This window comes from Kribbella sp. NPDC050241 (genome assembly GCF_044459685.1).
Lineage (GTDB): Bacteria > Actinomycetota > Actinomycetes > Propionibacteriales > Kribbellaceae > Kribbella.
Genome location: NZ_JBITJE010000013.1, coordinates 160263 through 171781 on the forward strand (window position 1 = coordinate 160263; position 11519 = coordinate 171781).

Sequence of the window (11519 nt, forward strand, 5' to 3'; positions counted from 1 at the left end):
CTTCACTTGACGGCTCCGATGGCGAGCCCGCCGACGAAGTGCTTCTGGAAGCGGAGGAAGACCGCGACCGTGGGGACCGCGGCGATCACGGTGCCGGCGGCGATCACGTTCCAGGACGAGACGAACAAGCCTTGGAGACCGAGCAGCGCCGGGGTGACCGGCATCTTCTCGCCGGACCGGATCACGGTGATCGACCACAACAGGTCGTTGAAGATCCAGGTGAACGACAGAGCGCCAAGTGCAGCCAGCGCGGGCCGAGTCAGTGGCAGGATCACGCTCGAGTAGATCTTGCCCGGCCCGGCACCGTCGATCGTCGCCGCCTCCTGGATCTCCCGCGGCAGATCCCGCATGAACCCGTGCAGCACGAACGTGTAGAACCCGAGCCCGAACCCGACATGAACGGCGATCAGCGCGATCAGCGTGTCGTAGTACCCGATCAGTTCGACGAACCGCGAGATCGGGATCAGCAGGATCTGCGGCGGCAGCAGGTTGCCCATCAACATGAGCAACAGGATCGTCCGCCGGAACGGGATGTTGTACCGCGCCAGCCCGTACGCCGCGATCGACGCCAACCCAAGACTCAGGAGCACCGCCGGGATCGTCACCAGCAGGCTGTTGATCAAGGCCCGGAACTCGTCCGCGTCCTCCCACGCCGACTTGTACGTCGAGAACGTGAACGAGTGCGGCAACGACCCCAGCCCGTTCGCCGCCACATCGTCGAAGCTGCGGAACGAGATCACGATCACCCAGAGAATCGGCGCAACCCACAGAATGGAAACAAGCCCCATCGCCACGTGGTAGCCCGAGGTCTTCAGGCGGTTCATGTCTCCTCCCGGAAGGCACGGATGAGGTAGCCGAGGATCACGGCCAGGGCGAGCAGGAAGATCACCACGGCCAGGGCGGACGCGTAGCCGAGTTGGGTGGACTGAAAGGCGGTCGAGTACATGTAGGTGCTGAGCAGCTCGGACGAGTGGTACGGGCCGCCCTTCGTCATCGACCAGACGATGTCGAACGATCTGAGCGAGTCGATCACGATGACCGACAGCACGACCGAGTTCACACCCTTGAGCTGTGGGATCGTCACGAATCGGGTCCGCTGCCAGGCCGAGGCACCGTCCACCTTTGCCGCCTCGTACAGCGCGGGGTCGACGGCCTTCAGGCCGGCCAGGTACAGCACCATCACGTACCCGATCTGCCGCCACAGTGCCGGGACGATCACGGCGTACAGGGCGGTGTCCGGGTCAGCCAGCCACGGCCGGACGAAGTTGCCCAGGCCAACAGTCCGGAAGACGGTGTCGACCAAGCCATCGGGTTGGTAGAAGACCCGCCAGATCAGTGCGGTGACGACCAGTGAGAAGACCACCGGGGTGAACAGCGCGGCCCGGTAGATGCCGACGCCACGGCGTTCGCGCTGCAGCAGCAACGCCATCCCGAAGCCACCGATCACGCTGAGCCCACCGAACAGCACCAGCCAGATCGCAGTGTTCTTCAGCGCGGTTCGGAAGATCGGGTCCGACACCATGTCGCTGAAGTTGCCGAACCCGACGAACGACGGCGCCGACAACCCGTCCCAGTTCGTCAGCGCCAACCAGAACCCTTGCAGCGCGGGCCAGAACACCCACACCGCCTCGATCGCGAACGGCACCAGCACGAACGCGAGGATCAACGGCGACACCCGGCGCGGGCCAGAGCGCTTGGTACGGCGGGACGCGCCCCCGCCGGCCCGTGGTGCGGACCGGCCGGGAGCCGTCTCTGCCAGGGTGGAAGTCACGCTTTGAAGACCTTCTCGGCGGCGGTCTGCCAGGTCTTGAGGATCTGGTCGATCTGGTCCGGCTTGTCCAGGAACTTGGTCAGGGCGGCGTCGGCCGTCGGCTGGAGTGCGTCACTGGAGTCGCGGTTGAAGAACTGGGTCAGCTCCGCCGCGCCCTCGATCATCGCCTTGCCCTTCTTCACCAGCGGCGTGTCCGCGGACTTGCCGTCCGGGTTCGCGGGGATCGCCGTACCGGACGAGCTCTGCACGTAGATCTCCTGCGCCTCCGCGGTCGCGAGCCAGGTCATGAGCTTCTTCACGCCCTCGGGATCCTTCGCCTTCTTCGAGGCGAAGTACCCGTCCGTCGGCGCCTCCTCGGCCACCGGTACGGCGGGATCGATGATCGGGAACTGGAAGAAGTCGATGTCGTCCAGCGCGTCCTTCGGCGCGGAGTCCGCGAAGAAGGTGCCGATCAGGAACATCCCGGTCTTGCCGGCCAGCAGTGCCGACGTCGCCTCCTGGAACGGGAAGGACTTGCCCTTGGGGTCGAAGTACGGCAGCACCTCGCGCCACTTGGTGAAGACCGCCTTCACCTTCGGGTCGGTGAAGTCGCCCTGGCCGGCCAGCAACTGGCGGTGGAACGGCGCGCCGTTGATCCGGATGTTCAGGTAGTCGAACCAGGCCGACGCGACCCACGGAGTGTCGCCGAGGCCGATGCCGATCGGCGGGATGCCCTTGCTCTGGATCGTCTTGCAGACCGCGATGAACTCGGCCCAGTTGGTCGGCGGCGTGACGCCCCACTTGGCGAAGTTCGACTTGCGGTAGAACATGCCCCACCAGTAGTAACTGGTCGGCACGAAGATCTTCTGCCCGGCGCTGCTGGTGGACAGCGTCTGCATCGACTTCGGGTAGTTCGTCATGCTGTCCCACACGCTCGACACGTCGAGCAGCAGGTCCTTCTTCGCGTACGAGTCCGCGACCGACCCGGCGTACCAGGTGTAGACGTCCGGCGGGTTGGCCGAGGTCAGGTACGTCGGCAACTGGGTCCGGAAGATCTCCGCCGCGACCGTGTTCAGCTTGACCTGGGACCCGCCAGTTTTGTTGTAGGTGGCAACGAGCTTCTCCATCGCGGCCTTGGCCTGCTCGCTGGAGAGGTTCGACTGCAGCGAAAGCTCACCAGTGGCCGCGCTGCCGCTGCCCGGACTGTTCGTCGAGGTCGCGCACCCGGGCACCAGGGCAGCTGCCCCGAGCAGTCCGAGTCCCTTGAGGAAAGTCCGTCGATCTGCTGCCAGACCCGTCATACCCAAACTCCTGAGATCTGCTCGACCAGCGTGCCAGTCGAGTGAGTGGTGTGTTGCGGACGATCTTGCGGCGGACGGTCGCAGGTGTCAATATTAATTCGTAAATTACGAGCAAATCGCTTGACCTGGCATCGCCATCACGGTCAACTGGTGCCTCGTTCATCGTTGGAAAGCTCTGCCCGGCGTGCTTGGGTGGAGCTGGGCTGTGGAGGAGGCGCACGTGCGGCTGGGTGGGCGGGTGATCGTGGTGACCGGTGCCGCGTCCGGGATCGGTGCGGCCTGCGTGGAGCGCTTCCTCGCCGAGGGCGCGTCCGTGGTCCAGGTCGACGTACAACCGTGCAAAGAGGTGCCCGGCCAGGCGATCGCCGTGATCGGTGATGTCTCGTCGCCGGACACGTGGGCCGAGGTCCGGTCCCGCGGCCGCGACGAGCTCGCTCCGATCGACGGCCTCGTCAGCAACGCCGTCTTCGTCGACGTGAAGCCCGCCCACGAACTGTCGCCGCCGTCCTGGCAACGACAGCTCGACGTGAACCTGACTGCCGCCTTCCTCGGCTTCCAAACCTTGTACGACGACCTCGCGGCCGGCCGCGGGTCCGTCGTACTGATGTCTTCAGTGCACGCACTTGCCGGCCTCCCCGGCCATCCCGCGTACGCGGCGACGAAGGGTGCCCTGGTCGCACTCGGACGGCAGCTCGCGGTCGAGTACGGCGGTTCGATCCGGGTGAACACCGTGCTTCCGGGCCCGGTCGAGACAGCGATGTGGGACCGTGTCGACGCCGAGAGCCGCGCACGCAGCGCGAAGGCGACGGCGGTCGGCCGGCTCGGGCAACCGGACGAAGTAGCTCAGGCAGTCGCGTTCCTGCTGTCGTCGGAGGCGTCGTACGTGACTGCCACCACGCTGGTAGTCGACGGCGGCTGGTCCGCGGTGAAGGACTCGGCGTGAGGGAGAACGGTGTGACGGGGATTCAGCGCGGCGTGACGCGAGGACTGCACGGCCAGATCGTCGAGGTGATGGCGCAGCGCATCCTGTCCGGGCAGATCCCGGAGGGCTCGACCATCAACGTGCCGGACCTACAGGCCGACCTCGGTGTCAGCCTGACCGCGGTCCGCGAAGCGCTGAAGGTGCTGACCGCCAAGGGTCTCGTCGACGCGCGGCAGAAGCGCGGCACGTTCGTCCGGCCGCGGTCGGACTGGAACCTGCTCGACGCGGACATGATCCGCTGGCACTTCGACGACGACGTACGGCCCGAACTGCTGGAGGAACTGCACGAGGTTCGCGGCATCGTGGAACCGGCCGCCGCCCGGCTGGCCGCGCTGCGGGCCGAGGACTCACACCTGACCGCCCTGGACGCCGCGCTCGAGGAGATGGCGTCGGCGACCGACGACCTCGCCGCGGCGATCGCCGACCTCGCGTTCCACCGGGCGCTGCTGGCGGCGACGGGGAACGAACTGCTGACCAAGATGGAAGTGATCATGGAGACCGGCCTGGCTGACCGCGACCGGTTGGTGCACAAGGTGAAACCGTCCGACGATCCGTTGCCGAGCCACCGCCGCGTGGTCGACGCCGTCCGCGCGCACGACCCGGTCGCCGCCGAGCAGGCGATGCGCGAACTGCTGGCGAAGGCGGCCGAGGACCTCACCGAGGTCCGCGGATCCTCCCCGCGTGGGTCGAAGCCGCGTGGGCGGCGCGCGTGAAGATCGAGAGGATCGAGACGTTCCTGGTCCCCCCGCGCTGGCTGTTCTGCCGGATCGAGACGAGCGACGGCGTGGTCGGCTGGGGCGAACCCGTGGTCGAGGGACGCGCCGAGGTCGTCCGGACCGCGATCGAGACACTGTCGGAGTACCTGATCGGCCAGGACCCGCTGCAGATCGAGCGGCATTGGCAGGTGCTGACCAAGGGCGGCTTCTACCGCGGCGGTCCGGTGCTGAGCAGCGCGGTTGCCGGCATCGACCACGCCCTGTGGGACATCGCCGGCAAGGTGTACGGCGCTCCGGTCGCATCGCTGCTCGGTGGACGGGTGCGCGATCGGGTCCGGGTGTACGCCTGGGTCGGTGGCGATGAGCCGTCCGCGATCGCCGATCAGATCGGCGAGCAGATCGCGGCCGGCATGACCGCGGTGAAGATGAACGGCAGTGGACAGATCCAGCCGTCGCCGTCGGTTGCCGAGATCAACGGCATTGTCACTCGACTGACCGCTGCCCGGGAGGCCCTGGGCGACTCGCGCGATGTCGCGATCGACCTGCACGGCCGGGTCGGGGTGGCCGGGGCCCGGCGGATCCTGCACGCGGTCGAGGGACTGCAGCCGATGTTCGTCGAGGAGCCGGTGCTGCCGGAGCACATGGTGCATCTGGCGGAGGTCGTCGGCAGCTCGACGGTCCCGGTGGCGTTGGGCGAGCGGCTGTATCACCGGTCCGAATTCGTCGCACCGTTGAACGCTGGGATCGCGGTCGTGCAGCCGGACGTCTCCCACGCGGGTGGGATCTCCGAACTGCGCCGGATCGCGGTGCTGGCCGACGCGCATGGCGCTCTGTTGGCGCCGCATTGTCCGCTCGGGCCGATCTCGCTTGCGGCGAGTCTGCAGGTGTCGTTCGCGACTCCGAACTTCCTGATCCAGGAGCAGAGCCGGGGCATCCATTACAACGTTGCTAGCGACCTCACCTCGTACGTCACGGACCCGACTCCGTTCACGTGGGTCAACGGTCATGCGGAGTGGAATCCCTTGCCTGGCTTGGGAATCACGGTCGACGAAGCCGCCGTCCGCGCCGCTGACCAGACCGGCCACGCCTGGCGTAACCCCGTCTGGACCCACCCAGACGGCTCCTTCGCCGAATGGTGAGCGAGCACACCGACTCCGTCGGTTCGGTGTCGGTCGACGGCGCCGACGGCGGCCGTTGGACCTCGCTCCGGCTCGCCGGGCGCGAGTGGCTCTGGTCCGGCCCCGGCCTCCTGACCGGTCCCCGGACAGGACACCAGGCCTTCACCGACGCCGGCGGGCTGGACGAGTGCTTCCCCACCGTCCGTGGAAACCCTGACCACGGCGGCCTGTGGAACCAGCCCTGGGAAACCTCCGTCACCTACGCCGGCACCACCCTGACTCGAACGTTCACGGGTGACGCGGAGACTGTTGCCGTCGGCTACAGGTTGCAAGCCCCACCAGGCTTCCGCTTCATCTGGGCGGCTCACGCCCTTCTCGACTGCGCTGTCGGCGCCACCATCTCAGCGCCGCCCGGCTCCGACTGTCGCCTGTACCCGGAAGCAGCCGGCCTGCTGCCAACCCCTTGGCCGGCCAACGCGCCGTGGATCACCGCGACCTGGCCGCGGCCAGGCGGGATCGACCTCGGCACCTACGGACCATCCGACGCAACGGCTGTCGGGGCCATCCTTGTCGACTGCCCGACCGTGAGCATCATGGACCGCGGCTCCGAGCTCACCTGGACATTGAGTTGCCCGGGGCAACCGGTCTCGACCGCGTTGTGGCGCAACCTCGCCGGCTTCCCCGACGAAGCGCCGTACCGGAGTCTGGGGGTGGAGCCGATGCTGGGTCGCGTCTTCGACCTGGCCGAGGCTGGGCCGGACGACGCTGCCGTCGTCCCCGCGAGCGGTGAGCTGGCCTGGCGGTTGACCGCCTCCGCCAGGCCGGTCTGATGTCACCCGAGCGGCAGATCGAGTACGGCGTTCGGAACCGTGGTGCTGTTGGTCGTGCGGATGCTGTTCAGCTCGGTCGTGGTGAGGGCTCGCTTGTAGATACGAACCTCGTCCAGCGAGCCGTCGAAGTGATGCGCGCCGTCGAGCCGCTGGCCGACGTACATCTTGAACGGCCGACCCGGACTAACCGAACCGGTGGGCGCAGCGACGGACGCTGCCTGGGTTCCATCGACCCAGATGGACAGTGTGCCGACCTTGCGTTGCAGGGCGACGTGGTGCCACGTGTTGTCGTTGTAGGACTTGGTCGTCGCGACCGACGCGGTCTGGCCGCCGGTGGTGATCAAACCGCGGATCCGGTTGTCCCCCGGCTCGGCGCGCAACCAGAACTGAGAGAACTCGTTGATCCCATAGCCCCAGAAGATCGCCCGGTTCGCCGTACCGGCGCCGTACTTGATCCACGCCATCGCGGTGAAGTCGCCGGCGCCGACCGCGAGCGATTCGGCGAACGGGAGCTGGATGGCGTCGTCGACGCCGTCCAGGTCAAGGGCCTGGCCGAACTTGCCGGCGACCGACGTCGTGCCGCCGCGCAGGTAGCTGTTGTTGCCGAGACCCGAGATGTCCGGGGTGGTCGTGCCGAGCGGCGCGTCCGGGTGACCGATGTCGTTCTCGGTGAAGCGTGCGAAGCGGATCTGATCACGGGCGTCGACCGCACCGCCCTCGTACAGCAGGCCGATCTCGCCGGTGTCGAGGATCGCCATATCGGAGTACCCGGACCAGTCGCTGGTGATCCTGGTGCCGTCGGCAACGGACTGCCAGGTCTTGCCCTCGTCGAAGCTGGACCGGATCGTCATGTACCGGCGGCGCTCCGGATCAGCCGGGGCGGCGAACAGGATCCGGTTGTACTTGTCACCGCGATCGACCGCCCGCAACCGTTGCAGCGAGCCCTGCACGGTCGGCGTGGTCAGCCCGGGGATCGTCGCGTACGGCGCCGCGTAGGTCTGACCACCGTCGTTGCTCACCGCAAACATTCGGCTGGCTCCCGCACTGCCGGCGTTGTTCCGGGCACCGGCATAGATGCCGCCATCAACCTTCTCGACAACGCTGATCTCCTGCGGCGTCGCGTCGGAGCGCAGGTCGGTCGCGCCCTTGTGCCAGGTGTCGCCGTGGTCGTCGCTGTAGACCAACTGGCCAGCGTTCTTACCGGCTCCGTTGTCGTAGTTGGTCCCGGCGACCAGCCGTCCGGCGTGCGCACCGCGGGTCAACTGGATCCCGTGCACCGGCCCGGTGGCGTACCAGCCCCAGGCCGGATCGTCGATTTGATCACCGATATTTCTGGCCTTGCTCCACGTCCTCCCGTCGTCGTCACTGAACTGCACGTACGGCGTCCGCGGGCGCGTCGTCGTACCGGGGTCCATCGTGGTGAGCAGGACGATGCGGCCGGTCTCGTAGTCGACGATCGGCGCCGGGTTGCCCCGGGTGGCGACCGCGTTCGGGTCGGAGTCGGTGCCGGCCAGTACGGTCTGGGCCGCCGACCAGGTGCGGCCGTCGTCCTCGGACCGGCGCAGGACCAGGTCGATCTCCTGGGAGTCGGCACAGTAGGACCGGCGGGCCTCGGCGAACGCGAGCAGTGTGCCCGCCTTGGTCTTCACGATCGCGGGGATGCGGTAGCAGCCGTAGCCGGCATCGCCTTTGTCGAAGAGCACGGTCTGGGTGATAGCCGCCTGCGCGGGCGCGGCGGGTACGGTCAACCCGGCGGCGGCGAAGCCGATCGCCGCGGCGGAACTGATCAGGGCTCGGAGTCTGGGCATGGGCGGATGCCTCCACATGAGCTGAAACAGGACGTTGCTTGTCACTTCACGATGCGGTGTTCCGAGGATATAGGACGTCCTATGTCCAGGGCGATCCCCTAGCGTGGACTTTCGAGGAGGACTTATGGATCTGCTGACCGAACTCCGGCACCGCAAGGTGCTGGCCATCATCCGCGCCGACGGGCCGGATCGCGCCCTGGACTGCGTCCGCACGCTGGTCGACGCCGGGATCACCGCTCTGGAGGTCTCCCTGACCACCCCGGGCGGCGTCGACGCGATCGCGAAGGCGCGCTCGGAGTACGACCCGAACATCCTCATCGGGGCCGGCACCGTCGTCACGGCCGCTCAGGCCGACGAGGTCGCAGCCGCCGGGGCGGGCTTCGTCGTCACCCCCGCGATCACCCGCGGCGCTCATCGGAGCGTGGACCTCGGTCTGCCCCTTCTGTGCGGAGCTCTCACTCCGACCGAGGTTGTCGCCGCGCTGGATCTCGGCGCCACCGCGGTCAAGATCTTCCCCGCCAAGGTCTACGGGCCCTCGTACTTCCGCGAGCTCCGTGCACCGTTGCCCGAGGCTCCGCTCCTCGCCGTCGGCGGGGTCGATGCGCAGACCGCACCGGAGTACCTGGCTGCCGGCGCCCTGGCTGTCGGTGTCGGCTCGCCGCTGCTGGGGGACGCGGGCACCGGCGGATCCCTCTCCGCTCTCGCCGACCGCGCCGCCGGGTTCCGCGCCACCCTCGGCGTTTGACCTTCCGCACCGCCCTCGACGTCTGAACCACTTCGGAGTTGTGAGATGACCGACCTCCTGACGATCGGCGAGACCATGGTCTCGTTGCGGACCGCTCGCCCGATGCGGCTGGGTGGCGACGCGCACCTGTCGATCGCCGGCTCGGAGAGCAACGTGGCGATCGGAGTGTCCCGGCTCGGGCACCAGGCTGCCTGGGTAGGTGCTGTGGGCAACGATGAACCGGGGCGGCTGATCCAGCGCACGCTCCGGGCCGAAGGTGTCGACACGCGTCGGGTGCGATTCTCGGACGAGTCGTTCACCGGGTTCATCGCCTTCGATCAGCCGTCGCACGACATCACCCGGGTCAGCTACCACCGTCGCGGCTCGGCTGGTTCGACGGTCACTGCCGACGAGTGCATCGCCGCTCTCGAGGCGACCCGACCGCGCCTGCTCCACGTCACCGGCATCACCCCGGCGCTGTCCGCGACCACTCGCGCCGCGACGCTGGCCATCGTACGGAACGCATGCGCCGCAGGCGTGCAGGTCTCACTCGACGTCAACTACCGCGCGCGGCTCTGGTCCCGCTCGGACGCGGCGACCGCACTCCGTGAGCTTCTCCCCCACGTCCACACCGTCTTCTCCTCGGACGACGAACTCGACATCCTGACCGATGCACCCGATGCGGTCGCCGACCTCCTCGGTTCGAGCAGCGTCGACCAGGTGATCGTGACGGCCGGCGGCAAGGGCGCCTGGGCTCACACCGCCTCCGGCACCATCCACCGCCCAGCCCTCCCTGTCACCGTCGTCGACAGCATCGGCGCCGGCGACGCCTTCGTCTCCGGCTACCTCTCCGCCACCCTCGACGACCTCTCCCCCGACTCCCGCCTCGACCGAGCCACCACCTCCGGCGCCTTCTGCGTCACCGCCACCGGCGACTGGGAGTCCCTCCCCACCCGCCCCGACCTGACACTCCTCACCCATACCCAAGGCACCGCCCTCCGCTGACGCCCACTGTGGGACCCTCGAAGTGGTGGGAGGGGGAGCTGTGGACGACGCGGCCGAGAGGTATGGGACGAACAGTGAGTTGTACGCCGACACGTCGTTGGCCGAAGGCGCCGACTACGGTCGGCGGTACCGGCGGCACGAGTGGTTCGACGACGACCTGGCCGGGCGGGTCGAGGTCCAGCGGACGACGATCCTGGCGCCGCATGGTGGAGGGATCGAGGCCGGTACGTCGGAGCTGTGTCTGGGGATCGCCGGCTACCACCCGGCCGACCTCGAACCGACACCGACGGATGGGCCGGTCCACGACTACTGGATGTTCGAGGGTCTGCGCTCGACCGGCAACGCCGACCTGCACGTCACCTCGACCGGCTGTGATGACCACGTCGCCTTGTCTTTGACCGGTGGATCGCTGAACGCCGTTGGTCTGCACGGATGCACGACGGCTCAAGCCGAACTACCCGACGACACCAAGGCAGTTCTCGTCGGCGGTCGCAGCGCCGCCTTCAAGTCAGCTCTCCTCGAGCGCCTGATCGAGAGCGGAATCCTGGCGATCGACGCCGCCGCCGTCCCGGCCCTCAACGGCGACGAGCCGACCAACATCGCCAACCGCACACTGCTCGGCGCCGGTGCTCAGCTCGAACTGACCACTCCGCTGCGCCGGGCCATGTTCCGCATCAACACCCGCGAAGACCGTAAGAACACCACCCGGCGGCTCTTCTGGACCTTCACCACAGCCGTCCGCACGGCCATCGCGGACCTCGAATCCATCCAGCCCATCCCCTGACGTACCTAACGACAGGAGGTAGTCGGTTGCACGCCGGACCCTGAGCGTGCGAGACGAGCCGGCCAGCCCATCGACGGCACCACCTCCTGTCCTTATGCACCTCACCGCTCGTCGACGATCTCGCCGTTCAGGGCGGAGGACGTGGAGGCCAGGGCCCAGGCTGCGACGGCCTCCGGGGACTGGGCGAGGGGGAAGGCGGCGGCCATGGCCTGCATCGAGGTCCATTGCCACGTGTCGGAGTAGGTGCCGTCTTCGAGGTGGACGAGGCGGGTCGCGACCAGCCCGGGGTGGGCGGCGCGGATCGTGTCGACCACCGTGGCGCGGGCCTTCAGGAACTCGGCGACATTCTCCGGATCGACGCTGTAGTTGTGCATTCGTACGACGGCCTGCTCAGTGGTTGACATCAGTCTCTCCTGCTCCTTGGGGTACATCGTTCTGACGTTCCCCCGCAAGAGAATGTGACTGCTCTGCAAGGCGATCGGCAGCCCTTGCCGCCATCTG

12 protein-coding genes are annotated in these 11519 nt (G+C 67.8%); 7 read left to right on the forward strand and 5 right to left on the reverse strand.

Annotated features, from left to right (window positions below; translation table 11 throughout):
- Positions 1–2 precede the first annotated feature (2 nt).
- From ACIBG5_RS38170 to ACIBG5_RS38180, 3 genes are read right to left on the reverse strand one after another with little or no spacing between them, the layout of a single operon-like run.
- Positions 3–824 (reverse strand): carbohydrate ABC transporter permease, encoded by an 822-nt coding sequence (locus ACIBG5_RS38170; RefSeq protein WP_396396689.1) that lies wholly within the window; start codon positions 822–824, stop codon positions 3–5.
- A complete protein-coding gene (locus ACIBG5_RS38175) occupies positions 821–1771 on the reverse strand; it encodes a carbohydrate ABC transporter permease (protein ID WP_396396691.1) in 951 nt (316 codons plus the stop codon). The genes ACIBG5_RS38170 and ACIBG5_RS38175 overlap by 4 nt, the downstream gene beginning before the upstream one ends.
- On the reverse strand, positions 1768–3051 hold the full coding sequence (locus tag ACIBG5_RS38180; protein WP_396396693.1) for an ABC transporter substrate-binding protein: 1284 nt from the start codon (positions 3049–3051) through the stop codon (positions 1768–1770). The genes ACIBG5_RS38175 and ACIBG5_RS38180 overlap by 4 nt, the downstream gene beginning before the upstream one ends.
- A 205-nt stretch (positions 3052–3256) precedes the next feature.
- Here ACIBG5_RS38180 and ACIBG5_RS38185 point away from each other — a divergent pair, with 205 nt between their 5' ends.
- Genes ACIBG5_RS38185 through ACIBG5_RS38200 form a run of 4 tightly spaced genes read left to right on the forward strand, consistent with a single transcriptional unit; the run spans position 3257 to position 6697 of the window.
- Positions 3257–3994: an SDR family NAD(P)-dependent oxidoreductase gene (locus tag ACIBG5_RS38185; protein WP_396396695.1), complete on the forward strand. Its 738-nt coding sequence runs from the start codon at positions 3257–3259 to the stop codon at positions 3992–3994.
- 11 nt (positions 3995–4005) lie between these two features.
- Positions 4006–4746, forward strand: coding sequence for a FadR/GntR family transcriptional regulator (locus ACIBG5_RS38190; RefSeq protein ID WP_396396696.1), 741 nt, complete (start codon positions 4006–4008; stop codon positions 4744–4746).
- Positions 4743–5888, forward strand: coding sequence for a galactonate dehydratase (dgoD, locus tag ACIBG5_RS38195; RefSeq protein ID WP_396396698.1), 1146 nt, complete (start codon positions 4743–4745; stop codon positions 5886–5888). Before ACIBG5_RS38190 ends, dgoD begins: the two co-directional genes overlap by 4 nt.
- On the forward strand, positions 5882–6697 hold the full coding sequence (locus ACIBG5_RS38200) for a hypothetical protein (protein WP_396396700.1): 816 nt from the start codon (positions 5882–5884) through the stop codon (positions 6695–6697). Before dgoD ends, ACIBG5_RS38200 begins: the two co-directional genes overlap by 7 nt.
- A 2-nt stretch (positions 6698–6699) precedes the next feature.
- Here ACIBG5_RS38200 and ACIBG5_RS38205 read toward each other — a convergent pair whose 3' ends face one another.
- Positions 6700–8505 carry an exo-alpha-sialidase gene (locus ACIBG5_RS38205; RefSeq protein WP_396396702.1) on the reverse strand — a complete coding sequence of 602 codons (1806 nt, stop codon included), beginning with the start codon at positions 8503–8505 and terminating at the stop codon, positions 6700–6702.
- Positions 8506–8629: 124 nt separating this feature from the next.
- On the opposite strand from ACIBG5_RS38205, the gene ACIBG5_RS38210 reads away from it, so the two are divergent.
- The 3 genes from ACIBG5_RS38210 to ACIBG5_RS38220 are packed head-to-tail and all read left to right on the forward strand — an operon-like array spanning position 8630 to position 11018.
- Entirely contained in the window at positions 8630–9250 is a 621-nt protein-coding gene (locus tag ACIBG5_RS38210) for a bifunctional 4-hydroxy-2-oxoglutarate aldolase/2-dehydro-3-deoxy-phosphogluconate aldolase (protein WP_396396703.1), read from the forward strand.
- A 45-nt stretch (positions 9251–9295) separates the two neighbouring features.
- A complete protein-coding gene (locus ACIBG5_RS38215) occupies positions 9296–10234 on the forward strand; it encodes a sugar kinase (RefSeq protein ID WP_396396704.1) in 939 nt (312 codons plus the stop codon).
- A 25-nt stretch (positions 10235–10259) separates the two neighbouring features.
- Entirely contained in the window at positions 10260–11018 is a 759-nt protein-coding gene (locus ACIBG5_RS38220; RefSeq protein WP_396396705.1) for a poly-gamma-glutamate hydrolase family protein, read from the forward strand.
- 101 nt (positions 11019–11119) lie between these two features.
- On the opposite strand, the gene ACIBG5_RS38225 is transcribed toward ACIBG5_RS38220, so the two are convergent.
- Positions 11120–11422 (reverse strand): antibiotic biosynthesis monooxygenase, encoded by a 303-nt coding sequence (locus tag ACIBG5_RS38225; protein WP_396396707.1) that lies wholly within the window; start codon positions 11420–11422, stop codon positions 11120–11122.
- Positions 11423–11519: the final 97 nt, after the last annotated feature.

What these genes read in the sequence shown, in the direction of transcription:
- ACIBG5_RS38170 (WP_396396689.1), bottom strand. Translation starts at nt 824, where the DNA reads ATGAACCGCCTGAAGACCTCGGGCTACCACGTGGCGATGGGGCTTGTT.
- ACIBG5_RS38180 (WP_396396693.1), bottom strand. Translation starts at nt 3,051, where the DNA reads ATGACGGGTCTGGCAGCAGATCGACGGACTTTCCTCAAGGGACTCGGA.
- ACIBG5_RS38200 (WP_396396700.1), top strand. Translation starts at nt 5,882, where the DNA reads ATGGTGAGCGAGCACACCGACTCCGTCGGTTCGGTGTCGGTCGACGGC.
- ACIBG5_RS38205 (WP_396396702.1), bottom strand. Translation starts at nt 8,505, where the DNA reads ATGCCCAGACTCCGAGCCCTGATCAGTTCCGCCGCGGCGATCGGCTTC.
- ACIBG5_RS38210 (WP_396396703.1), top strand. Translation starts at nt 8,630, where the DNA reads ATGGATCTGCTGACCGAACTCCGGCACCGCAAGGTGCTGGCCATCATC.
- ACIBG5_RS38215 (WP_396396704.1), top strand. Translation starts at nt 9,296, where the DNA reads ATGACCGACCTCCTGACGATCGGCGAGACCATGGTCTCGTTGCGGACC.
- ACIBG5_RS38225 (WP_396396707.1), bottom strand. Translation starts at nt 11,422, where the DNA reads ATGTCAACCACTGAGCAGGCCGTCGTACGAATGCACAACTACAGCGTC.